Annotated in this window: 21 protein-coding genes; 6 read left to right on the forward strand and 15 right to left on the reverse strand. The window is 42.8% G+C overall.

Features of this window, described 5'->3' with window-relative positions:
• Nucleotides 1-27 precede the first annotated feature (27 nt).
• The 7 genes from M3234_RS07130 to M3234_RS07160 form a co-directional block, all read right to left on the reverse strand.
• Nucleotides 28-930: a thermonuclease family protein gene (locus M3234_RS07130; RefSeq protein WP_262304030.1), complete on the reverse strand. Its 903-nt coding sequence runs from the start codon at nt 928-930 to the stop codon at nt 28-30.
• A gap of 158 nt (nt 931-1088) precedes the next feature.
• On the reverse strand, nt 1089-2072 hold the full coding sequence (locus M3234_RS07135; RefSeq protein ID WP_262304031.1) for a proline dehydrogenase family protein: 984 nt from the start codon (nt 2070-2072) through the stop codon (nt 1089-1091).
• 140 nt (nt 2073-2212) lie between these two features.
• A complete protein-coding gene (locus tag M3234_RS07140; protein WP_262304032.1) occupies nt 2213-4369 on the reverse strand; it encodes a sensor domain-containing protein in 2157 nt (718 codons plus the stop codon).
• A gap of 292 nt (nt 4370-4661) precedes the next feature.
• Nucleotides 4662-6626 carry a TRAP transporter permease gene (locus tag M3234_RS07145; protein ID WP_262304033.1) on the reverse strand — a complete coding sequence of 655 codons (1965 nt, stop codon included), beginning with the start codon at nt 6624-6626 and terminating at the stop codon, nt 4662-4664.
• Nucleotides 6613-7137, reverse strand: a complete 525-nt coding sequence (locus tag M3234_RS07150; protein ID WP_262304034.1) for a DUF1850 domain-containing protein — start codon at nt 7135-7137, stop codon at nt 6613-6615. Before M3234_RS07150 ends, M3234_RS07145 begins: the two co-directional genes overlap by 14 nt.
• 128 nt (nt 7138-7265) lie before the next feature.
• The gene (locus M3234_RS07155) at nt 7266-8261 is read right to left on the reverse strand and encodes a TAXI family TRAP transporter solute-binding subunit (protein ID WP_285858305.1); all 996 of its coding nucleotides are present in this window, start codon (nt 8259-8261) and stop codon (nt 7266-7268) included.
• 123 nt (nt 8262-8384) lie between these two features.
• Nucleotides 8385-9290 carry a fumarylacetoacetate hydrolase family protein gene (locus M3234_RS07160; RefSeq protein ID WP_262304035.1) on the reverse strand — a complete coding sequence of 302 codons (906 nt, stop codon included), beginning with the start codon at nt 9288-9290 and terminating at the stop codon, nt 8385-8387.
• A gap of 186 nt (nt 9291-9476) precedes the next feature.
• Here M3234_RS07160 and M3234_RS07165 point away from each other — a divergent pair, with 186 nt between their 5' ends.
• Nucleotides 9477-9863, forward strand: a complete 387-nt coding sequence (locus M3234_RS07165) for a hypothetical protein (RefSeq protein ID WP_262304036.1) — start codon at nt 9477-9479, stop codon at nt 9861-9863.
• A 56-nt stretch (nt 9864-9919) separates the two neighbouring features.
• Here M3234_RS07165 and cysI read toward each other — a convergent pair whose 3' ends face one another.
• Both cysI and M3234_RS07175 read right to left on the reverse strand, forming a co-directional pair.
• A complete protein-coding gene (gene cysI / locus M3234_RS07170) occupies nt 9920-11638 on the reverse strand; it encodes an assimilatory sulfite reductase (NADPH) hemoprotein subunit (RefSeq protein WP_262304037.1) in 1719 nt (572 codons plus the stop codon).
• 27 nt (nt 11639-11665) lie between these two features.
• Entirely contained in the window at nt 11666-13465 is a 1800-nt protein-coding gene (locus M3234_RS07175) for an assimilatory sulfite reductase (NADPH) flavoprotein subunit (RefSeq protein WP_262304038.1), read from the reverse strand.
• A gap of 263 nt (nt 13466-13728) precedes the next feature.
• On the opposite strand from M3234_RS07175, the gene M3234_RS07180 reads away from it, so the two are divergent.
• Nucleotides 13729-14592 carry an MBL fold metallo-hydrolase gene (locus M3234_RS07180; RefSeq protein ID WP_262304039.1) on the forward strand — a complete coding sequence of 288 codons (864 nt, stop codon included), beginning with the start codon at nt 13729-13731 and terminating at the stop codon, nt 14590-14592.
• A 35-nt stretch (nt 14593-14627) separates the two neighbouring features.
• Here the strand turns inward: M3234_RS07180 and M3234_RS07185 are convergent, their stop codons facing one another.
• From M3234_RS07185 to M3234_RS07205, 5 genes are all read right to left on the reverse strand, one after another.
• On the reverse strand, nt 14628-15299 hold the full coding sequence (locus M3234_RS07185) for an NUDIX hydrolase (RefSeq protein WP_262304040.1): 672 nt from the start codon (nt 15297-15299) through the stop codon (nt 14628-14630).
• A 150-nt stretch (nt 15300-15449) separates the two neighbouring features.
• A complete protein-coding gene (locus M3234_RS07190; protein ID WP_262304041.1) occupies nt 15450-15794 on the reverse strand; it encodes a DinB family protein in 345 nt (114 codons plus the stop codon).
• Nucleotides 15772-16353 carry an ATP-dependent Clp endopeptidase proteolytic subunit ClpP gene (clpP, locus tag M3234_RS07195; RefSeq protein WP_262304042.1) on the reverse strand — a complete coding sequence of 194 codons (582 nt, stop codon included), beginning with the start codon at nt 16351-16353 and terminating at the stop codon, nt 15772-15774. Before clpP ends, M3234_RS07190 begins: the two co-directional genes overlap by 23 nt.
• A gap of 29 nt (nt 16354-16382) precedes the next feature.
• Nucleotides 16383-17069 (reverse strand): sigma-70 family RNA polymerase sigma factor, encoded by a 687-nt coding sequence (locus M3234_RS07200; protein WP_262304043.1) that lies wholly within the window; start codon nt 17067-17069, stop codon nt 16383-16385.
• A 157-nt stretch (nt 17070-17226) separates the two neighbouring features.
• A complete protein-coding gene (locus tag M3234_RS07205; RefSeq protein ID WP_156431156.1) occupies nt 17227-17370 on the reverse strand; it encodes a hypothetical protein in 144 nt (47 codons plus the stop codon).
• A 187-nt stretch (nt 17371-17557) separates the two neighbouring features.
• On the opposite strand from M3234_RS07205, the gene M3234_RS07210 reads away from it, so the two are divergent.
• Entirely contained in the window at nt 17558-18691 is a 1134-nt protein-coding gene (locus tag M3234_RS07210) for a CAP domain-containing protein (RefSeq protein ID WP_262304044.1), read from the forward strand.
• 121 nt (nt 18692-18812) lie between these two features.
• The gene (locus M3234_RS07215) at nt 18813-19007 is read left to right on the forward strand and encodes an alpha/beta-type small acid-soluble spore protein (protein WP_262304045.1); all 195 of its coding nucleotides are present in this window, start codon (nt 18813-18815) and stop codon (nt 19005-19007) included.
• 60 nt (nt 19008-19067) lie between these two features.
• Here the strand turns inward: M3234_RS07215 and proC are convergent, their stop codons facing one another.
• The gene (gene proC, locus M3234_RS07220) at nt 19068-19862 is read right to left on the reverse strand and encodes a pyrroline-5-carboxylate reductase (RefSeq protein WP_262304046.1); all 795 of its coding nucleotides are present in this window, start codon (nt 19860-19862) and stop codon (nt 19068-19070) included.
• A gap of 183 nt (nt 19863-20045) precedes the next feature.
• On the opposite strand from proC, the gene M3234_RS07225 reads away from it, so the two are divergent.
• Both M3234_RS07225 and pabB read left to right on the forward strand, forming a co-directional pair.
• Complete coding sequence (locus M3234_RS07225) at nt 20046-20630, forward strand: anthranilate synthase component II (protein WP_262304047.1); 585 nt, start codon at nt 20046-20048, stop codon at nt 20628-20630.
• Complete coding sequence (pabB, locus tag M3234_RS07230; protein ID WP_262304048.1) at nt 20617-22365, forward strand: aminodeoxychorismate synthase component I; 1749 nt, start codon at nt 20617-20619, stop codon at nt 22363-22365. The genes M3234_RS07225 and pabB overlap by 14 nt, the downstream gene beginning before the upstream one ends.
• Nucleotides 22366-22926 lie beyond the last annotated feature (561 nt).

The following is a 22926-nucleotide window of genomic DNA, read 5'->3' on the forward strand; positions in this document are numbered from 1 at the left end:
GTGTCTCCTTCCATTTATATTCACTAGTTAGCTCTCACATGCGTAGTTGTCTTTATCTCGGTCCATTTTTGCCTGGTATGCCGGGTGCGTCGATGGAACTCCATTAGGATAAACCTTCCTTAGCTCGGTACAGTTTTGGAAAACTTCCGTAGTCGATCCATGATTCGTCGATGTTCCCCCGGAGCTGCCTGTTGTGCCAGTTCCCCCCGAAGCGGCAGTCCCCGAATTATTTTTCTGGTCCAAATCGCCTTTTGTAGTCCCCTGTTCGCCATAAGACCATAAGCCTTTATTAGCTTTACGAGCTTCGCGGGCGAATTTTACAAAATATTCACTGTATTTCACATCCGGCGGATAGGTAGACGGTTCGGCATATCCATTTAGTACTAAATCAGCATTAAACATTTTGGTGCGAATTTCCGTTTCGTCCAAATCATTTGTCGGTACATCCATCCAAATAATTCGTAGATAACGGTTATAGCGGTCTGTTTCTGAAACATCCTTTTGAATCCATATCTGTTTTCCAGCTAATTTTGATTTTGTATAATTGCTAGCCTCTTTACCGTAGATTTCAGTTCTCGTGGTGGATTCTGGTGTATTTACGCCAACAAGACGAATTTTTCTTCCATCCGATGTTTCGATTGTATCTCCATCGACAACTCTTCCGACGGTTACCAGTTCCAAGCCAAAGCTTTTGGCCAGCTCCTCTTGGGTTTTCTCTGTACTTTGAGCTTCCTGTGCTTCTGTAACCGGTTTTTCATCAGCTTCTGTCGTATTTTTTTCTGCTTCCGGCTTCTCTTCCAATTGGATAGCCTTTTCTTCTGGCTCTTTCGTGGTGTCAGATTCCTTTGTTGTATCTGCGGAACATCCGCTTAACACCATCAAGGTCATGATTCCAATTGCGATCAGCCAGCTAGGTAAATTCCCTTTCACTATAGACATCTCCCTTTAGAAATGCTCCATAAAATGGAGCAAGCTTTTCACTTAGACTACTATAACACTTTCTAGGAGAAATTTCTTAACTTTTACACTTAATTACCATATTAGCAAATAAAAACCCCCCAATCCTGAAATTGGGAGGTTCCCTTTTCTTATTTACGTTTTTTATTGGAGCTTTTCGTCAATCTTCCCAAAATAAAGGCCCCTGCAGCCACACCAATGATTGTGTTTGTCTTCTTGTTAAATACCTGCTTGGCAACGAGATTTAAATTTTGTGGCCGTTCCGCCAAACGGCGCATGAAGTAGCCATACCAGTCGTTGCCAAATGGAACGTACGTGCAAAAATTATAGCCTTCTTTCGCCAGCTGTAATTGCAGCTCTTTCCTGAAACCATAGAGCATTTGAAACTCGAATTTATCATTAGGGATATTGTTTTTCTTTACAAATTGTTTCACATGGTTAATGATTCGATGATCATGGGTCGCAATCGAGGTGAACTTGCCATGTAACAGATGCCATTCAATCAACTTAATATAGTTGGCATCAATGTCCTGCTTATCCTGATAGGCAATTTCGGCAGGTTCTTTATAAGCCCCCTTTACAAGGCGAATGCGTAAATTTTGATATCTTTCAAGATAGTCCATCGCTTTATGGAAATAGGCTTGAATCACCGTACCGACATTATCAAATTCGACTGAGAGGTCATCCATAAGGTCAAACGTAGGCTGAAGATGTTTAAAATCCTCCATGTCGATGTTGACAAACATATTATATTGATTTGCTTGGGCCACGATTTCTCTTATATTGTTTAAGCAGAAAGTATAATCAATATCAAGTCCGAGTTGGGTTGGCTTTAATGAGATATGTGCATCAGCCTGGTTCTCTTGGATCGCATCGATTACCTTAAGGATTTGTTCCTTTGCAGCTGTTGCTTCTTCTTCCTTAAAGACGAATTCACCAAGGTTATCAACCGTGCAGGAAATCCCCTGAGCGTTCAGGTCCTTAATGCTTTTAATCGCTTCCTCGATATTTGTACCTGCCACAACACTTTGTGCTCCTAATTTTAAACCGTACTTTTTAGCCGTGCTGTTGAGAAACTGATTTTGTGACAATCCCATAAAAATATCTTTCAACATCTTGATTGCTCCTTACCATACTGATGTTTTAATCATAATACCATCATTATAGCATACGCTTTCATTAATGCTTATTTTGTGAATTTTCTCATTTTACAACTGATTTTATAAAAAAAAGACCATCCTTTCGAATGGCCCGTTTAAGATGATACTGGTTGTATTCCATTTAATAACAGGTTCCCGAATTCCTTCATTGGCGATGGTTTGGCAAACAGGAAGCCTTGCACCTGATGACATTTATGCTCTCGCAAGAATAGCAATTCCTCCATCGTTTCCACACCTTCAGCAATCACATCCGTTTTTAACAGATGGGCAAGCTGAATCATCGCCGCGGTAATCCCGGCATTATCCGACTGACAGGAGATATCGTGTATAAATGAACGGTCAATTTTGATCCCGTCCAGTTTAAAGGATTTTAGATAAGAAAAAGAAGAGTAGCCTGTCCCAAAGTCATCAATATAAATCTTAATCCCCAATTTCTTAAGCTCATTGATGGTTTGAATGACATCGGCCTCATTCCGCATCAATGAATTTTCGGTAATTTCAAATTCCAATAGGCAGCCGTCTAACCGATATTCTTCAAGTAGGACTCGGACGCTCTCCGCAAAATCTTTTTGAAAAAACCTCTGTGGGCTTATGTTAATGCTGATTGGCACTAATGGAACGCCATCATTCCGCCATTGCACCAATTGTTCACAGACCTTCCGTTTCATCCATTTCCCGATTGGAATAATCAGGCCGGTTTCTTCGGCAATCGGGATGAACTCGGACGGTGGGATCAGCCCAAACTCCGGATGATTCCAGCGAATCAGCGCCTCGGCGCTAATAATTTTGTTCGTGCTAGTATCAACCCGTGGCTGTAAGTGGACCAAAAATTCATCATTTAATAATGCCTTTCGCAAATCCCTTTCCAGGAAAAACGACTGAAAGCTCTCTGAATCCATAATCGATGAATAAATTTGACAATTGTTTCTCCCGTGATCTTTCGCTTTATAGAGAGCAATATCCGCGTGCTTCATTAAATCGACAACGGTAAGTCCGTTATCAGGGAAAAGGCTGATCCCAATGCTTGCTGTCACATATAGCTCATATTCCTTAATAAAGAATGGCTCCGTTAAACAGTCCAATAATTCCTCGGCACACAAAAGGGCCTCTTCATGATTTTCAATGGCCGGACAAAGAACCATAAATTCATCGCCACCCATGCGGGCAATACACTTTTCTTTACCGATTTGCCCCTTTAATCGCGACGCAAGCTGTTCCAATAGGCGGTCACCTATCAAATGCCCTAATGTATCGTTGATGTTTTTAAAACGATCTAAATCAATATACATCACAGCAAGCTTTTTATTTTTCGTTTTTGCGAGCTGTATCGCTTCCGTCAGCTTTTCTTCAAACCCCCTGCGGTTGAGCAACTTGGTTAATTCATCATGACGGGCAAAGTAGGCATTTAATTCTTGAACTCGTCTTTTTTCAGAAATGTCCTTCCCTAGCATGTAAATGCCACTGATTTGATTATCCATAATAATGGGAAGGAAGGTTAGGTTTAAGAATATTTTTCGACCGTTTTGATGATAAACGACAGTTTCAAAATTTTGCGGTTCACCCTTAAGTGCTTTTTTGAAGAACCTTGACGTCATTCCTCGGTATTCCTGCGAGATGAGATTTACTAAAGCCATTTCTTGCAGAGTTTCGCTTGAATAACCGATGATTTTTTCGACCGCAGGATTCATATTAATGACATTGCCCATTGTATCAAAAGTGAAAACTGCTTCATGGCTATGTTCAAACAATGATTGATACAGTAATTGGTTTTCATGAAGCTGTTTTTGGGTACTCCTTAATTCTGCCAAAAAATTATCCATTAACGACTTTTGTATGGCTGCTTCCATATGCTTTTGCTTGGTAATATCAACGCGAATAGAAATATAACGCGCTGGCATGCCGTTTTCATTCAAAATAGGAACAATGGTGGTATGAACCCAATAAAAGCTGCCATCCTTTGCCTGATTTCGGATCTCACCCTTCCAGACCTTCCCCGAAGCAATGGTGGACCATAAATCCCGGAAAAATTCTTTAGGATGAAAGCCTGAATTAAGAATTCGATGGTCATGGCCAATCAATTCTTCTCTGCTATATTTAGAGATATCGCAAAACTTCTTATTGACAACTTGAATAATTCCCTTATTGTCCGTAATGGCGATAATCGAAGATTCATCCAGTGCGTAATTTAAATCTGATAATTCCTTACTAAAAGAGATAAACTCGTGGTCACTCTTAATTTGAACTATACTCATTTCGGGGCTCTCCTTAATAGACTTGTCCCAAATGTACAAAATATGTGTCTCACAAGATAGTATTTACGTGGGGCTATCCGAGTGTACTAAAATATTATACAACTTCATTCTACCAAAATCGACAAAAAACTTATGCATTAAAAGTCCTCGAAAATGAGGAGTTCACAGAAGATTCATATATTTTCAAAAGAGACGTTAGTAAATTGGTGAGAGAAACCTTTTCAGCATAGCACACAAAAAACACAGCCCTCAAAAATCTTGGGGCTGTGTTGGAGTAAGTGAACCGCAAAAATCATGCCTCGATGTCTATTTGAGAATTTACCCTTTTTCCTTTATATAAATATTGCACACCCATTAAGACGCAAAATGCCACTAACCCAATTATGTCTGTGATACCCTCAGGATAAATTAAACACAAACCTGTTAGAATAGCGATGACCCTCTCGTACCAAGGCATTTTTCGCATCCAGAAGCCTATTACACCAGCTCCAATTGCCATCATACCTGCTAGTGCCGTAAAGATGACCCAGAGCAAATAGGTCCAGGTCGTATCAATCATGAGTAGTTCTGGAGATAGAACAAACATATACGGTATAATAAACGCTGAAATTGCCAGTTTTGAAGAGTTTATGCCTGTTCGTAATGGCTCTCCTCCTGAGATTGCAGTTGCGGCAAACGCTGCCAAAGCAACCGGAGGTGTAATATCAGCAATGATCCCGAAGTAAAACACAAACAAATGGGCTGATAAATCTGGAACCCCTAATAGGATAATAGCCGGTGCCGCGATGGTGGAGGTGATGACATAGTTAGCCGTGGTTGGAGAACCCATCCCGAGAATCAACGCCGTAATCATCGTTAAGAACAATGTCGGAATGAGAATTCCTCCGGCTAAATCAACCAAGCCGTTCGCGAGCTTTAAGCCAAGTCCTGTTTTCGTCACGACACCAACGATGATACCTGCTGCCGCAGTCGCTGCCGCCACCCCAAGTGCCGAGCGGGCACCATCGACCAATGCCTCAATCATGCCTTTAAAGCCAATCCTGGTCTCTTTTTTTATCGCACTCACGGCCACTGTAACGACAATCGCCCATAAAGCAGCGCGAATGACACTCATTCCTGACATCAATAGGAAAATAATAGCAAGAATAGGAACCAGTAAGTATATTTTTTTAAAAACTTCCTTCCGATCCGGCATTTCCTCTTTTTTCAAACCCCGTAGCCCCATTTTCTTTGCTTCAAAATGGGTCATAATCCATATCCCGGTAAAATAAAGAACAGCTGGAATTGCAGCGGCTTTCGCTATATCCCAGTAAGTAATGCCTCCGCCAATAAATTCCACCATAAGGAATGCAGCTGCTCCCATAATTGGCGGCATCAGCTGTCCCCCAGTTGAAGCAGCGGCTTCTACCGCTCCGGCAAATTCCTTTTTATAGCCGAGTTTTTTCATCATCGGAATGGTAAAGGAGCCAGATGTTACGACGTTTGCAACAGAACTGCCACTGATTGTTCCCTGTAACGCACTCGAGAAAACCGCTACCTTCGCAGGGCCTCCAGTGCTCCTCCCTGCAATTGCAATCGCCAAATCGTTAAAATATTGTCCGACTCCTGTTTTGACAAGAAATGCGCCAAACAACAAGAAAAGGAAAATAAACGTCGATGACACCCCGAGTGGAGTTCCTAAGATTCCTTCAGTAGTAAAAAACATGGTTTGAACCAGCCGCTCCAGATCAAGACCTCTGTGAGCTATAAATCCTGGCATGTAAGGCCCATAAACGGCATATGCCAGAAAAATAATCGCAATAATCGTAATCGGAAGGCCTACTGCCCGTCGAGTTGCTTCCAATACTAACAAGATGGCTGCAAGTCCAATATAAAAATCAAGCTGTGTTAAATTACCGACTCGCAACACCAAGTCATCGATCATTAACGGCCAATAGGCACCAATTGCGACAGAAATTGCCGCGAGGATATAATCATACCACGCAACCTTAACTTCTTTTCCTCGATTTTTTTTTCGTGCAGGAAACAGTAAGAATATAAGTGCCAGAGCAAAGCCTAGATGAATCGAGCGCTGTAGCTGTGCTGTCAGCATCCCGAAAACACCTGTATAAAGATGAAACAAAGAAAATGCCAGTAATATAGCAAATACAAACCAGCCCATGAAGCCTTTAATCTTTCTCGTGCCGGCTTCCGGATCATATTTTTCCAAAAGTTCTTGTTGCTTTTCTTCAGTCAAGGTTCCTTCATTTTGACTCAAGGATGTTCACTCCTCTCCATGCTTGAAAAAAATTCAATTTCCGAAATTCAATTCTGACAGGAGTCCCCGGCTTGATGAATTGTGATAGTGGATATTCCTGTTGTTTATAAATGACAGTATGATTAGCGCGGACCTGGCCGATTCTCAATATGATATATGGAAAAACGCGCCTCATACCCTTTATATAATAGTTTCCATCTTTTTGTTGGAATGTTTCTCCCTCTTCTGCATTCGCAGGCATTCCAATGGCAAAATCTTTATACATGAGTTCGTATTGCTGGATTTGCTTATCTGGGGTCAATTTGTAGCTTTCGACAACATCTGAAAGATGAATGGAATGAGTGTATTTCATCTTAAAGCCTGTTTCCCCTTGTATTGGAATAAAGGCGAGCTTTTCTTTACCCTCAAACGGATCGAATACTATTGCCTTCTTAGAAGGGATGAATGCCAGGATAGTGATTACAATTATGGAGATTAAACAAATGGCTATTATTCTATTGTTCTCTTTCATTTTCCCCTCCTCGATTAGGACGGGTGATAATCAAAAGTCCATTTAAGTGCGTCTTATTAATTATATCGTTTCTCGAAAACGAGACCGGCTCGCTCGATTGCAGCCGGTCAACGATTTTTATTCAGACTTTACTCCGCTTTGACACCTTTTTCGTCAAAGTACTTTTTGGCTCCTGGATGGACTTCAATCCCTACCCCATTGAGAGCATTTTCGACCTTAATGAGTTTCCCTTTTGCATGGGTTACTTTATCAAGGTTTTCGAAAATAGCCTTGGTAATGTCATAAACCACTTGTTCCGACAAATCTTTTCTTGCTACAAGCATTGCTTGGACTGCAACCGTTTTCACAGCTGAATCTAATTTATAAGTACCTGAAGGAACTTCATCCTGTACATAATACGGATATTTTTTGATTAAAGCGTCAATTTTATCCTGAGTAATCGGTACAATGACCACTTCTTCTGTGGCAGATAGTCCTTCCACAGCACCAGTCGGGGTACCTGCTGTTACAAATGCCGCATCAATAGTTCCATCTTGAATTCCTTGTGTCGACTCATCAAATGATAAATCTTGTTTTTTAATATCATCAAATGTCATGCCATGAACTTCGAGGATTTGTTCAGCGTTCGCTACAGTACCAGAACCAGGCGCACCGACTGATACCTTTTTCCCTTTTAAATCTTCAACGGATTTAATGCCTGATTTAGCAGTAGTGACAATTTGAATGGTTTCTGGGTAAAGTGTAGCGATAGCTTGGATATTGTCCACTTTTTCAGTAAACATTAACTTGCCCTCAGTGGCATATGAAGCAATATCCGTTTGTGTAAAGGCGATTTCCCCGTCTTCTTTCTTAAGAGTGTTCATATTCTCAGCAGACGCACCTGTTGTCTCCGCGTTGGCTTCAATACCAGTTGCATCCTTAATAATTTTTGCAAACGATCCGCCAAGAGGATAATAAGTACCACCTGTACCACCTGTCAAAATACTAATGAATTTTGGCTTTTCTGCTGCCTTTTCCCCGCCATTGTCTCCGCTTGTCTCCTTCTTATCGGAGCCGCATGCAGCTAGAATCATAGATAAAACCAGGAGCAGTACCATAGAGAAATGAAATTTTTTCTTACTCAATTAAAGATTCCCCCTTTTTGTGATTCCATTTGTCGTAACAATAATAATTTTAGGGAATATTCACAAACTTGTCAATTGTTACAAAGTATTTGCAAAAATGTCATAATAAATTAGCGGCTTTTCTTAAACAATCTGATTCTTCAATTTTCCGATTCCGGCAATCTCCATTTCTACTGTATCCCCCGGTTCTAGCCAGCGGTGTTCCTCAGGTCCAAGTTCCAACAAGCACCCCGTACCAACGGTACCTGAACCGATGATATCTCCCGGATAGAGCGTCACACCGGCTGAAGCCCGCTCAATCATTTGTCCAAAGCTGTAATACATATTCTTCGCATTGCCCTGGGAGAGCAAATTTCCATTTACCTTTGCTGTCATGGTCAAATCAAGGCGGTTGTCATCACGATACTGCTCCATTTCATCCTTGGTTACAATTACAGGGCCGATCGAAGTTGCAAAGTCCTTGCCTTTCGCCGGCCCCAAGCCGATTTTCATCTCTTTCTGCTGAAAATCACGGGCCGACCAATCGTTGAAAATCGTATAGCCGAAAATATAGTCCTCCGCTTCCTCAGCTTTAATGTTCTTGCCCTCTTTCCCAATAATGCATGCCAGCTCCAACTCATAATCGAGGGCCATACATCCCGCCGGCCGCTCCACTTTTTCCTCATGCCCTGATAACACTAAATGGTTGGAAAAATAAAACGCAGGTATCTCATACCATTCTTCCGGGACTTTTCTGCCAGTCCGTTTCCGGGCATTCAATACATGCAGCTCAAATGCCATGAAATCCCGGACACTTGGCGGGTTCGGAAGCGGTGCAGTTAACGTAACCTCGCTTATCAAATACGTTGGTTCCGCTTCATTGGCTAATTTCTGCGCTATAGGTAAGCAAACCGAATGATATTTAATGAAATTCAGCACATTATCAGGCAGTTCTCCCTTGCTAACAAGCTCCATGTCATAAACATGCTCACCATTCAGCCAACCAGCTTTTTTATTACCGTTATGATCAATAAATGTAATCAATTTCATTCTTCTCATCCCCTTCCAGGCAAGCCATAAACTCATTAAAAACAATCATAGCAAAAGAAACTGGAAAAGTTTGTCGAATAAAGAAAATTCATATAAATCCTGTGCTTACATGAATTGAAAAAAATATGTTATCATTATAGTAGGAAAAATAATTTTTTCTCGTTTTTTTTAGAAAGGGTGTATTAAATGGGGAGTCCGGTTGAAACCATTTATATTTTGGAAAATCCTGAGAAGGATATTATCAAGTTTGCCACAGCCACTCAGCTTCGCTATGAGGATACCATCAAAGAAGTTTTTGGGGTTGCTTGTGTGAATGATTTGCCGATGATGATTCAGTTTAATAAGAGTTTTCAAGAAAGTCTCTGCAGGAAAAATGGGATTATTGAAAAAAATATTACTCTCCACCATATTTTCCGGGTTGCCACAAAAGATGAGCTGCTATTACTAAGGGAACAGCTACAATCTGACCATGCAGATTCAATCCCATGTCCGTTTGATACTGTGATCCAGCTGCAAGATGGGATTTTTCAATGGGATGACAGTATTTCCTCATATGTACATGTTAAAAACTGAGCAAAATGCTATACAAAAAAAGCCGGGAATATAGAATTCCAGGCTTTTTCACACTTTTAATCATGAAATTGCGTTCCATCTTCTACTGCTTTAACAATACCCACCCGAATGACGAAATCGCCGAAGTGCTCACCGGCCTCACGTTCTCTTGCATAACGGCCAAGCAGCATTCTAAGTTCACTCAAAATCTCCGCTTCTCCGATATTTTCACGATACATTTTATTCAAACGGCTGCCGTCGAACGCCGCACCCAAATACAAATTATATCTGCCCACAGCTTTACCGATCAAAGCAATTTCAGCAAGTGCCGGACGGGCACAGCCATTTGGACAGCCGGTCATGCGGATGGTAATCTCCTCGTCACGAAGTCCATGCTCATCGACAATTTCCTCCATTTTATCAATTAACCCCGGCAGATACCGTTCACTTTCGGCAAATGCCAATCCACAAGTCGGCAGGGCGACACAAGCCATGGAATTGCGGCGAATGGCGGAATGATGCTTCCCATCAGTTAGACCGTATTGGTCCATCAACTCGTTCATCTTTTTCTTCTTCTGGCTCGATACATTGGCAATGACCAAATTTTGGTTTGGAGTTAATCGGAAATCACCTGTATGAACCTTCGCAATTTCCCTTAAGCCCGTCTTCAATTGATAGCCATCGAAGTCTTTCACTCGGCCATTCTCGACAAACAGGGTAAAATGCCATTTGCCGCCAACACCCTTCACCCAGCCGTATCGGTCTCCGTTGTGGTCAAAATGGTAAGGCTTCGCCTCAGCCAAGGTCCAGCCTAGGCGGTCTTCCAGTTCTTTCTTCACGACATCAAGTCCGATGCGGTCCACAGTGTACTTAAACCGGGCATTTTTGCGAACAGAACGATTGCCATAATCGCGTTGGATTGCAATCGTCTGTTCCGCTAGTTGGACAATTTGGTCAGGGGTACAAAAACCGATTACCTTTGCCACCTGCGGATAGGTCGCTTTGTCACCATGGGTGCTGCCCATTCCTCCCCCAATGGCGACGTTAAATCCGACAAGTTTACCAGCTTCAACAATGGCGATAAACCCAAGATCTTGTGAAAACAGATCAATATCATTGGATGGCGGTACGGCGATGCCAATTTTAAACTTTCGCGGCAAATAGGTTGGACCGTATAATGGCTCGACTTCTTCCACATCCGGCGTCCCGGCCACTTTCTCTTCATCCAGCCAAATTTCATGATACGCCCGAGTGCGCGGCAGCAAATAATCACTTAATAGCTTCGCCCATTCATAAACCTCGCCATGAATTTCGGACTGATCAGGGTTCGGGTTGCACATCACGTTCCGGTTGACATCACCGCATGCAGCGAGCGTGGTCAATAACGTATGATGAACCTCTTGAATCGTTTCCTTCATGTTCCATTTTAAAATGCCATGGAACTGAAATGACTGCCGAGTCGTTAATTTGATCGTTCCGTTCGCATTTTTATCGGCAAGTCTATCCAGGACAAGCCATTGTTCCGGCGTTACCACACCGCCCGGAGCCCGGACACGGAGCATAAACTGATAGGCTGGCTCCAGCTTTTGCTTTTGCCGCTCATTGCGAAGGTCGCGGTCGTCCTGCAAATAGCTGCCGTGGTGCTTCATCAGGCGGTTATCATCATCAGGGATCCCGGCACTTAGCCGGTCCTCCATGACTTCCTTCAGCGTTCCGCGCAAATAGTCACTGTTTACTTTAATACCTTCTACATCGCTGGGCGGTCCGTCCGGCGATGTTAACAAATGCTTCACCATGTTGATCGATCTCCTTTCCAATCCAACTTAATAAACATCGCGCTGGTACCGTTTTTGCTGCTGCATTTTGGCCAGATATTCCTCAGCCTGGCTGTGGGTTAAACTGCCCTCTTTTTCAATAATCTCAAGCAGGGTTTGGTGGACATCATGGGCCATATACTTCTCATCACCACAGATATATAAGTAAGCACCCTCCTCCAGCCATTGGAAAAGTTCTTTGCTATGCTGGAGCATCCGGTGCTGCACATAAACCTTTTCCTGCTGGTCGCGTGAAAATGCCACCTCCATTTTCGTGAGAACCCCCTGCATCAGCCATTTTTGCCATTCCACCTGATAAAGGAAATCGGTCACGAAATGCTGGTCGCCAAAGAACATCCACGATTTGCCGGAGGCGCCTGTTTCCTCTCGTTCCTGCATAAACGAGCGGAACGGTGCAACGCCTGTACCTGGTCCAACCATAATGATTGGAACATCCTGGTTTTCCGGCAATTTAAAGTTTTCATTGTGCTGGATAAATACAGGAAGTGTGTCTCCCGCCTCGAGGCGCTCTGCGGCCAAAGTCGAACACACGCCTTTTCGTTCGCGTCCGTGGGCATCATACCGCACCGCGCCAATCGTCAAATGCACTTCATCCGGATTAGCCGCCAAACTGCTGGCAATCGAATAAAGACGCGGCGGGATTTTTCTTAGCACAGAGACAAATTCCTGCGCATTTTCACCCCATGGACCAAAATCGGTAACTAAATCAAGTAAATCTCTGCCCTCGATATAAGCTTTTAAGTCAGTCGCATTGCTCACCAATTCCCGAAGTTCAACGTTAGTAGACAATTGGGCGATTTTTTCCAAAAGCGGTTTTGATAAAACGGTAATTTCATAGTATGAGAGGAGCGCCTCTTTAAGCGGACGAACATCACCTTGTTTCACTGTTACAGGCTCTTCCCCGCTCCAAGTCAATTTTGCCAATATCGCTTCAACCAGCGTCGAATCATTTTCCGGATAGATACCGAGGCTGTCCCCCGGCTGGAATACTAGGCCAGAACCCTCGAGCGATAATTCAAGATGACGGGTTTCCTTGTTTGAACCGCGCCCGTTTAGATTGATATTTTCAAGTACTTCGGCATGGAACGGATTGCTTCTGGAATAGACAGATTCTTCTGCCTTCACACTGGCTGCAGGGATGGCTGCACCAGCTCCACCCTGTACCTCACTTAAGCCACCAAGGACACCATGCAGCCATTCTGCTGCCGGCTCGTCGAAATCCACATCGCAGTCAAACCGGGGATACAGTCTAGTCCCGCCAAGCTCTTCAAGACGCTTATCGAAATCTTTTCCGGTCTGGCAGAAAAATTCGTACGAGCTGTCTCCGAGAGCCAATACGGAAAATTGAACACCATCAAGCTTTGGAGCCCGTTTGCTGTGCAGAAACTCATGAAAGGTCTTCGCACTGTCAGGTGGTTCTCCTTCACCATGGGTGCTGACAATAATAAGCAGGTTTTGCACCTTTTTGAGGTTATTTGGCTTGAAATCACTCATAGAGGAGACAGTTACTTGAACGCCGCTCCCTTCAAGTGCCGCTGCTGTTTTTTTTGCAAGACCCTTTGAGTTACCGGTTTGTGACCCATAAAGAACCGTTACTTCCTTTGTCGCTTGCTGGGCATTTGAGCTTGTTACAGTCCCTGCTGAGGGAGCTTGTGCCAATGAATTTAGCGACGCTGCCAAATAGCCGCTTAACCAGACCTTTTGCGGCTCGGTTAATGTTGACAGAAGACGATTAAGGAGTTCTGCCTGCTCCTCTGTAAACGGACTGTTCAATACCTGAAGTTGCAAAAATATCCCCCCACTGTGTATATACACGATTCTTGTTCCTGATTCATATTTTTATAAAAAAATGGATTGCTATAATCATAAGCATAATTTCACTATTCCTATAAGTCAAGTAGGAATTAAACAAAAGATACTGCCCATTCTTGTCGGTCGAACCGTTTATGAAGGATGAGCAATTTCTGGTGGCTTCTGTTTGTTTTGTCTTTCATCCATATTGTGCAGGAATTCAACGTATTCATGATGAATAAGTAAAGAACTAGTCGTAGATGACAAAATGGATTGAAAGGATGATGACTGTGATAGATGGGAATCAATTAAAAATTATTCGCGTTCCAATCCCTACCCCCACCTTGCTGCCGCATTTTACAACAAATGGGTACTTAATTGGCAACGAAAACGAGAGTATTTTGGTGGATGCCGGGTATGATCAGCCTGAGACACGAACAGAATTGGATGAAGCCTTAAAGAGAAACGGCATAGCAATCCCGCATGCGATCATCCTTACCCATTCCCATCCGGACCATGCTCCCGGCGTCAGGCAATTAATGGACTGGAACCCGGTTATCTATTGCCATCAAAACGAAAAACAGGCGACCTTGTCTGCTATTTCACCCGTTGACAAAGTATCTTTTTTAAACGATGGGGATGTGATGCATGTTGGCGGCGAAGAAATTCAAGTTATACATGCTCCGGGCCATACAGCCGGTCAATTAAACCTCTATATTCCTTCTATGGAAATTCTAGTGGCAGGAGATAATATCGTCGCGGAGGGAACTTCGTGGATTGGTCCCCCTGATGGAAATATGTCCGACTATCTTTCTACCTTGTATCGTTTAAAAGAATTGAAGATGAAGAAAATCGGCCCGGGACATGGCGGTTGGATTGAAAAACCCTATGAACATATTGAATTTGTAATTCAGCGGAGATTATTGCGTGAAAATCAAATCGTTTCGCTTTTAAAACAACATCAAAAGTTAACGTCAGTTGATTTGACCAACATGATTTATCAGGAGCTTCCCCACCCAAGCGTTTATGAGGTGGCAAGAAGAACCACTGAGGCCCACCTAATCAAATTAATCAAGGAAGGTTCTGTTACTAAGCAGGATTCTATTTTTCTCTTAAAAGAATAAAGATATTGCCCGGGAGTTCGTCTCCGGGCAATTTTTTAAAATACTGGCTTGTAGTCAGAAAGCTTAAACTCTGGCATTATTAAAGGCTGGCCTTGTAAATAATTGATAATCGTCTTTAGTGTATGGATCGTTGGCGGTGCCAATGAAATCTTACCAGTTTCACCTGCTGCCAAGGCATCTTCCGGTGAAATCCACAGAGAATCACTGATTTCATAGACATCTGATTTTGGGGATTGGCCTTCCGGCAGTTTAGCCAGAAAAAACCTTGTATCAAAGCGAATGGGACTCATTTTTGGGGTAATAATTTGTCCGAAATAGGCTAATTTTCCAAAGTCAAATTGGAGCCCTTCCTTTTTTAACATATGTAAAAAAGAAATTTCCCCATCAGTGAGCAGACGTCGGTATTCCATTACCGTACCCTCATCTAATAGGACACTGGAACCGTCCGCATTTTGGCAAAGCAGTATGCCAACTTCCTCAAATAATTCTCTTGCTGCTGCCATGTAAAAGGCGTGCGAACATGCATGATTCAACTCCCCTGAAAAAAACTCACAATCTACCATTTCGTCACCCTGCTCAACCGCACCGCCGGGAAACACATAAAATCCGCCCATAAATTTCATTGATTCCGGTCGTTTCGTCATGTAAACCCTGGATTCCGGATCCATTAGCACGACCGTTGATGCCGGTCTTGGAATTGCTGACATTGAAGTACCACCTTTTTTTAAAATATAATCATCCCTTTCATACTATATTCAACCTATGGTAATCTTTTCCCTTTAAATTTCCCGGGATTTCCCGAACAAACGATTTTCAGCGCATCAAAAAAGCACCTTGTTTCCAAAGTGCCTTCCTTGTCAAATAGTCGGTGCATCCATGCCCATTTGACTCCAATCCTGTCTTGTTGGTCCGTAAATCCCCGGAACCCGTAAGCCTGCCTGTCGGAAGAGCACAGAAATTTGTCCGCGGTGATGAATGATATGCTTGTTCAGCATCAACAGCATGATCCCTCCCGGCATATCCATCCCGAACACATTTTTCATTTCTGATAATGAGGCATCTGTCCACTGCTGCTTCAAAGCATCAATTGTATCAGCGCTTACTTTTCGGAAAGAATCCGCAATTTCCTCTGCCGAACTTGGGACTGAAGTTGCGTTGCTTACCGAGCATTTAACTATCTTATTTCGGATGTAATATATCATCAATAATCCCATACTCTTTGGCTTCTTCTGCACTCATAAAGTAATCGCGGTCAGTATCCTTTGCCACTTTTTCCAACGGCTGTCCTGTCCGCGCAGAAATAATTTGATTGATATGCTCGCGAAGCTTTAAGATCCTTCGCGCCGAGATTTCGATTTCGGTGGCCTGCCCTCTCGCTCCGCCGAGCGGTTGATGGATCATGATTTCACTGTTTGGCAGAGCGAACCGTTTGCCTTTCGTTCCGGCGAGCAACAACATGGCGCCAAACGAGGCCGCCATTCCGGTACATATCGTCCTTACATCAGGTTGAATGTATTGCATCGTATCAAAAATGGCAAAGCCGGCTGACGTCGACCCGCCGGGACTGTTGATATATAAGGAAATTTCCTTCTCCGGATTTTCTGCCGCCAAAAACAGTAGTTGGGCCACAACACTGTTTGCCAAATGGTCGTTCATTTCATCACCGATAATGATGATTCTGTCCTTTAATAGCCGCGAATAAATATCGTAAGAGCGCTCACCCCGATTCGTTTGTTCAATGACATATGGGATTGTGTTCATTTATTCATTCCTCCTTAACAGCAAATAGGCTAGGCAGCCATACAGAGAGTGCTAGAAGGAGAGAACATTTGTACTTTTTGTTTGTTTTCTGAAATATCTTTCGGCATTACCGCTGGGAACGTTTTAATTAGGATGGTCGGATCCTGATTTTTAAGCGCCTCGTAAAATAACTCGGAATATCGGTCTCGTTCCTCATCCGTCCAAAAAGAATCAACCGAAAAGGAATCGTCCTCCTGTTTTTCAATCCGCTTTTTGGCGCGATGCAAATTCGCTTTAACGGCCATTTCTGTTGTTTCCAGCATTTCTGATATTTCATTGATTTGATATTGGAATGCTTCTTTTAACAAAAATATAACGGCCTGCTTTGGTGTAAACTGTTTCAGCATGAGGTCGACCGTATTTTTTATGTCATCAAGGGGATGATGCAGACATTCAGAAGGCACTTTTTCGAAAATGGTTTCCTTTTTTCGTTTCCTCAGCAAATCAATCCAATGGTGATAGGCTATTTTATTTAACAAGGCTGGGGTTAGCTTTTGTTGCTCATGCCCATACCGTAATGCTTTCAAATATGTTTCCTGGGCGATGTCATCACCATCCCACTCATTTTGGGCCAGGAAGTGACAATAACGTTGAAGTTTTGGATAATGCTCTGCCCAGAATGAATCCTTGGGTTGTAGAGTTTCTTCAACAAATTTGGAATTATAGTTCTGTGCCATGAATTTCACTCCTTTTGCACTCTCTGACCTATTAACGATTCAGCGGGATGATAAGATACGGGGTCTCTAAAAAAATTTGTCTAGTTTCATCATATTCAATAATGGGAATAAACACCAAACAAAAACGCCTCAAAAAGAAGCGTTTTTTGGGGATTCACTATGACATTTGATTATTTTCATTTATCATGTCTTTCACATCTTGGGCAATTTTATCAAAAGTTTGATTAACTCGATTCATAATGGCGTCATTGTCTGTTTGTTGATTATTTGTATTGGTCATTTGCTGATTTTCCTTTTCCATTTTTTCACCTCCGTTTATTTAGAATGTGTAAAATGGAAAAATTTATGATTTTAGGTTTGTACGATGATATTGTATTCAGTTGGAAAATTCTACGTTTTTTGATATAAAGCAATAAAGCAAGCTATGCATATTGCTTATATATTTTTTCGGGATTGGTTATAATTCTGTTAGTAATGGAGGTGGATCTATGTTTCGATTCCTGATGCTGATTGCATCATTATTTTTGCTGACTTATTCATTACCTTCCATAGAAAAACAACTAAGCGGTTCCGAATATGGGCAGGCAATTGAACAAATCGGCACCCAAATCAATGAGTTAAAAGACAATCCCGAAGCGGTAGCTGCTATTAATACAATATTTGATCATGTTCAGGAGTTATTGCAGCAGTTGAATCTCCAATTAGACCAGGTTCCAAAAGAATCAGAGCCACAAGAGCATGAAAAGTTGGAATTGAAGGCACCTGCACAGCAATTATTTTCGATTCATAATGTAGAGCTTGGCAACCCAAGAGATCAAATAGAACATAATTTGGGGCAGGCAGACCGAGTTTCCGTGAATGAGTACAGGACCAACTGGTATGCCTATCATAACAATTATCAAGACTTTTTTATGATTATGTATGACGGAAACAACAAGGCCGCTGGATTATATACCAATCAGGATTTGATTTCATCCAGCAATGGCATTAAAATGGGCAGCTCGAAAGCGGATGTTCGGGCCAAGTTAGGCGAACCGCTCTCGGGTATCCAAAAAGGTATGACGATTTATCAATTTCAAAAAGATGCTGATTATGATGTATTTTTGATTGATCACACTTATGTCACGATTTTTTACGACAAACATGAGAATAATACTGTTACGGCCATGCAGTTAATCAGTAAGGAGCTTGAGGATAAAAAGAATGGTTTTTACACCGAGGCTAGTCCAGCACTGAAGGAAGGCTTTGAATATCAAATGTTTGATTTAACAAATGCCGCCCGGGTGGTGCATAATCTTCCAGTGTTAACGTGGGATGAGCATGTAAGGACAACGGCGCGCAAGCATAGTGCGGATATGGCTGAGAATCAATACTTTGACCATACAAATCTGCAGGGCGAATCCCCTTTTGATCGGATGAAAGAGGACAATATTGTTTTCCATTTGGCCGGTGAAAATCTTGCCTACGGCCAGTTCAGCAGCATTTTTGCCCATGAAGGCTTGATGAATTCCCTTGGACACCGCGAAAATATTTTGAAACAGGGTTATAAGTATTTGGGGGTCGGCGTCGCCTTTAACAGTGAATCGCACCCTTATTATACGCAAAATTATTATGCAAAATAGCCCTGCGTTTTTTAGAAAAATATGCCGATTGCTTCCGCTACGAATTAGGATTTTCAAATAGGTTAAATTATATACGAGCAATTTATTAATTGCTCAAAAAAATCGTCGGGAGTGATGTATCATGGCTAGAAACAAACTATTGGTCCCTGGTGCAGGCAATGTTCTGGATCAAATGAAGGAAGAAATCGCCAACGAGTTTGGAGTGCAGCTGGGTGCTGATACGACCGCACGAGCAAACGGTTCAGTCGGCGGCGAAATGACGAAGCGTCTTGTCGCTTACGCTGAACAGGCATTACGAAATCAACAAGGCCAGTAACTTGTGATTTCAATGGAAGAGGGTCAAGCTCCTATATGGGAGACTTGGCCCTCTTTTCCATTATATTTTTGCTTTTTCACGGCAGGCATCAATTGCTTGACGAAACAATGGATTTAACTCCCCTGCTTCGAGCACCTCTAAACCTGCTGCTGTAGAGCCTCCAGGTGTCGCAACTTCATCGATTAATTCCCGTGTACCTATGTTTGTTTTAAGCATTTGGGCAGACCCCGCAATCATTTGAGCAACTAGCTTTCTTGCCTGTTCTTTCGTTATACCTGTTTCTACCGCCATTTGTTCCAGTGCTTCTGCCACTAGATACATAAACGCCGGGGCACTTCCAGTAATGGCTGTCAGTTCGTGAATTTGTTGCTCGGTTACCTTTTCGTACTCCCCAATCCCCTTTAACAATGCCTCAATTAATTCGAGGTGCTCTTTCGTTACATGTTGACCTGGCGCGTATAATGTCATTGATTCGCCTTGTTTTGCTGCCGTGTTTGGCATTAGCGATGCAACTGGTGTTCCATTCGGGAGCATCGCCTCCATATAGGAAGGTCCAATTCCTGCAGCTACGGTCAGGATCAACTGTCCGTGAACCAAGCCGCTTAGCTCCTCAAATAAGGTCCCATGGGCGTCTGGGGGCATCGCCAATACGATGATATCCATTTTTGCGGCCATTTCAACCCAGGATCCGGATGTTTCTACCCCATATTTCTCGCGAACATACGCGAGGCGCTCTTCGTTTCCTTTGTTAGCAACATGTATGGAGAAATCATCATTCCCATTCAGTCCGGCAATAATCGCCTGGGCCATCCGCCCGGCGCCAATAAATAACACTTGTTTTCTTGCTGTCGTCATTACCTTCACCTACTTAAAAAACTTCATTCCATTATTCCATTAAAAATAAGCAAAAAGCAAGTAATTGCAACAGAATCCATTTACTAAAGGTTCTGATTTGTTTATGATTAACTTCGGGTGTTTATGCCTGTTTAAATACATTGAGGGCCAAAAAATACCCGAAGAAATGGAGCCGATCTTGCGATGATTTTACTGATTGACAACTTTGACTCGTTTACTTTCAATTTAGTTCAATATGTCCGGACTTTGGGGGAAGATGTTACCGTTATTCGAAATGATCAGGTAACTCTTGCCACTATTGATTGCGTGAAGCCGGATCACATATTAATTTCACCCGGACCTGGCAACCCTGATTCAGCCGGTATATGCCTGGAAGTTGTAAAGCATTATTTTCAGGATATCCCCATACTGGGTGTTTGTCTCGGGCATCAAATTATCGCTCAGGCATTCGGCGGTATGGTAACAAAAGCGCGACAGCCAATGCACGGGAAAATCTCAACAATATCCCATGATCAAAAAGGAGTCTTTGAGGGAATCCACACCCCACTCCAAGTGACTAGATATCATTCTTTAATCGTGGATGAGGCTTCCCTTCCCTCTTGCCTGGAAGTCAGCGCCACAACAGCAGATGGTGAAATCATGGCACTGCGCCATAAACAGTTTAAGGTTGAGGGAGTCCAGTTCCATCCGGAGTCCATCCTTACGGAACATGGTATGACGATGTTGAAAAATTTTTTTGTAAAGGAAAAAAACTATGCACTTACGTAATCTCCCCATGTTATGTTTTGAGTTTGCTGATTCTACGGGTAAAATCCAACCGCTTACCTTTCAAAAACCAATGAAAGTGATCAAGGCACACAAGATTGATGACGTTCTTCCCTGCTTTCAAATGGTCCAGGAAGCTGTTGACGACGGCTATTATGCCGCTGGTTTTTTGTCGTACGAAAGCGCACCCGCATTTGATTCCGCCTATAAAGTAAAAGCAGGAGGCAAAATGCCTCTGCTTTGGTTTGGGATTTTTCAGGAACCATTACATCAGGCAATCGGCGGCAAGGATTCCATGTATACACTCACCGACTGGAAGCCATCCGTTTCCATGGATGAGTACAATCGAGCGATTACTGGGATTAAACATGCCATTGAACATGGCGATACCTATCAATCAAACTATACCATTCGCCTTAACTCCAGTTTTCAAGGTAATGAGCTCGCATTTTTTGAAAAATTAAAAGCTGCTCAAGCCTCCAATTATTGTGCCTATATAAACACGGGTGCCCACAGCATTTTATCGGCCTCCCCCGAGTTGTTTTTCCATCTAAAGGATGACAGGATTACGACCAGGCCAATGAAAGGTACCGTGAAACGTGGAAAAACATGGGGAGAGGACCAAGCGATCGCTGACTGGCTTTACCATTCCGAGAAAAACAGGGCCGAGAACCTGATGATTGTCGATCTGCTCCGCAATGATTTAGGAATGATCGCCGAACCAGGGACAGTTTCTGTCTCCAAACTATTTGAAATTGAGCATTACCCAACCGTGCACCAAATGACCTCGACGATTACCGCTCAAGTTTCACCTGCCATTAAACTGGTTGATATTTTTCGGGCTTTGTTTCCTTGCGGATCGATTACGGGTGCACCTAAGATTAGCACGATGAACATCATTTCAGAATTGGAAAACTCACCACGAGACGTTTATTGTGGAGCAATCGGGTTCATTACACCGGGGAAAGAAGCTATTTTCAATGTGCCGATTAGAACGGTGTTTATTGAACATCAGACAGGCCAAGCTACCTATGGAGTTGGCGGCGGGATCACCTGGGACTCCACAACCGAAGGCGAGTATGCGGAAATTTTGGCAAAAGCACGACTGCTTGAAGAAAACCGGCCGGAATTTCAATTGCTGGAAAGCTTGCTATGGGATAATGGCAGCTACTTCTTGTTGGAGGAACATTTAAACCGATTGAATCGTTCAGCACAATACTTTGGTTTCTCGTTCGTTCTGGATAATGTTCGCCAAGCGTTACATAATTTTTCAGCAACTTTAGAAAAAGGTCAATTTAAGGTCCGTCTTTTATTGGCTAAGGATGGTCGGGTAACTATAGAAGGTACACCGATCGCGAAATCTGATCCGTTAGTAAAGGTGGTTTTAGCCGACAAGCCGGTAGATAAAGAGAATCTGTTTCTCTACCATAAAACGACCAATCGCGACATCTACTCCGAATTTCAAGCGAAAAAGCCAGCAGATGCTTTCGACGTTCTCCTTTGGAATCAGGACGGGGAATTGACTGAGTTTACGAATGGGAATCTTGTTGTGGAGATGGACGGACAATTATGGACACCGTCGTTAACAAGCGGTTTGCTGGCAGGTACGTATCGCGATTGGCTGCTTAATTCTGGGGAAATTCGAGAGAAAACACTAACATTAGGAGATCTGGAAAAGGCCACGAAGATTTGGTTTATCAATAGTGTGCGAAAGTGGTTGGAAGTTCAACTCTCATAATAAAGGACACTAGTTTTGTCTTTCACCTATCTGATAAAAAATTCTTTTCAAGCCCTTTGACCCATGTGTTTGTCTTATAGAAGCTGTCTATTAGACAGTTTCACCCTTGCCCCCGTCATTTTGTCTAATAGAAGCTGTCTATTAGACAGTTTCACCCTTGCCCCCGTCATTTTGTCTTATAGAAGCTGTCTATTAGACAGTTTTAGCCTTCTTCCCGTCATTTTGTCTTATAGAAGCTGTCTATTAGACAGTTTCACCCTTCCCCCCGTCATTTTGTCTTATAGAAGCTGTCTATTAGACAGTTTCACCCTTTCCCCCGTCATTTTGTCTTATAGAAGCTGTCTATTAGACAGTTTTAGCCTTCTTCCCGTCATTTTGTCTAATAGAAGCTGTCTATTAGACAGTTTCACCCTTCCCCCCGTCATTTTGTCTTATAGAAGCCGTCTATTAGACAGTTTCACCCCTCTTCCCCTCCATTTTGTCTATTAGACCGGCTAACGTCACGCAGTCAAATTCGCATTAGGTGAAATTAGCCAATTTTAATAATCCTGTAGTATCCTA

The sequence above is a fragment of the Neobacillus niacini genome (assembly GCF_023715785.1).
GTDB classification, from domain to species: domain Bacteria; phylum Bacillota; class Bacilli; order Bacillales; family Cytobacillaceae; genus Neobacillus; species Neobacillus niacini_E.

What these genes read in the sequence shown, in the direction of transcription:
- M3234_RS07135 (WP_262304031.1), bottom strand. Translation starts at nt 2,072, where the DNA reads ATGTTGAAAGATATTTTTATGGGATTGTCACAAAATCAGTTTCTCAAC.
- M3234_RS07140 (WP_262304032.1), bottom strand. Translation starts at nt 4,369, where the DNA reads ATGAGTATAGTTCAAATTAAGAGTGACCACGAGTTTATCTCTTTTAGT.
- M3234_RS07150 (WP_262304034.1), bottom strand. Translation starts at nt 7,137, where the DNA reads ATGAAAGAGAACAATAGAATAATAGCCATTTGTTTAATCTCCATAATT.
- M3234_RS07160 (WP_262304035.1), bottom strand. Translation starts at nt 9,290, where the DNA reads ATGAAATTGATTACATTTATTGATCATAACGGTAATAAAAAAGCTGGT.
- M3234_RS07165 (WP_262304036.1), top strand. Translation starts at nt 9,477, where the DNA reads ATGGGGAGTCCGGTTGAAACCATTTATATTTTGGAAAATCCTGAGAAG.
- cysI (WP_262304037.1), bottom strand. Translation starts at nt 11,638, where the DNA reads ATGGTGAAGCATTTGTTAACATCGCCGGACGGACCGCCCAGCGATGTA.
- M3234_RS07180 (WP_262304039.1), top strand. Translation starts at nt 13,729, where the DNA reads ATGACAAAATGGATTGAAAGGATGATGACTGTGATAGATGGGAATCAA.
- M3234_RS07185 (WP_262304040.1), bottom strand. Translation starts at nt 15,299, where the DNA reads ATGTCAGCAATTCCAAGACCGGCATCAACGGTCGTGCTAATGGATCCG.
- M3234_RS07190 (WP_262304041.1), bottom strand. Translation starts at nt 15,794, where the DNA reads ATGATATATTACATCCGAAATAAGATAGTTAAATGCTCGGTAAGCAAC.
- clpP (WP_262304042.1), bottom strand. Translation starts at nt 16,353, where the DNA reads ATGAACACAATCCCATATGTCATTGAACAAACGAATCGGGGTGAGCGC.
- M3234_RS07200 (WP_262304043.1), bottom strand. Translation starts at nt 17,069, where the DNA reads ATGGCACAGAACTATAATTCCAAATTTGTTGAAGAAACTCTACAACCC.
- M3234_RS07205 (WP_156431156.1), bottom strand. Translation starts at nt 17,370, where the DNA reads ATGGAAAAGGAAAATCAGCAAATGACCAATACAAATAATCAACAAACA.
- M3234_RS07210 (WP_262304044.1), top strand. Translation starts at nt 17,558, where the DNA reads ATGTTTCGATTCCTGATGCTGATTGCATCATTATTTTTGCTGACTTAT.
- M3234_RS07215 (WP_262304045.1), top strand. Translation starts at nt 18,813, where the DNA reads ATGGCTAGAAACAAACTATTGGTCCCTGGTGCAGGCAATGTTCTGGAT.
- proC (WP_262304046.1), bottom strand. Translation starts at nt 19,862, where the DNA reads ATGACGACAGCAAGAAAACAAGTGTTATTTATTGGCGCCGGGCGGATG.
- M3234_RS07225 (WP_262304047.1), top strand. Translation starts at nt 20,046, where the DNA reads ATGATTTTACTGATTGACAACTTTGACTCGTTTACTTTCAATTTAGTT.
- pabB (WP_262304048.1), top strand. Translation starts at nt 20,617, where the DNA reads ATGCACTTACGTAATCTCCCCATGTTATGTTTTGAGTTTGCTGATTCT.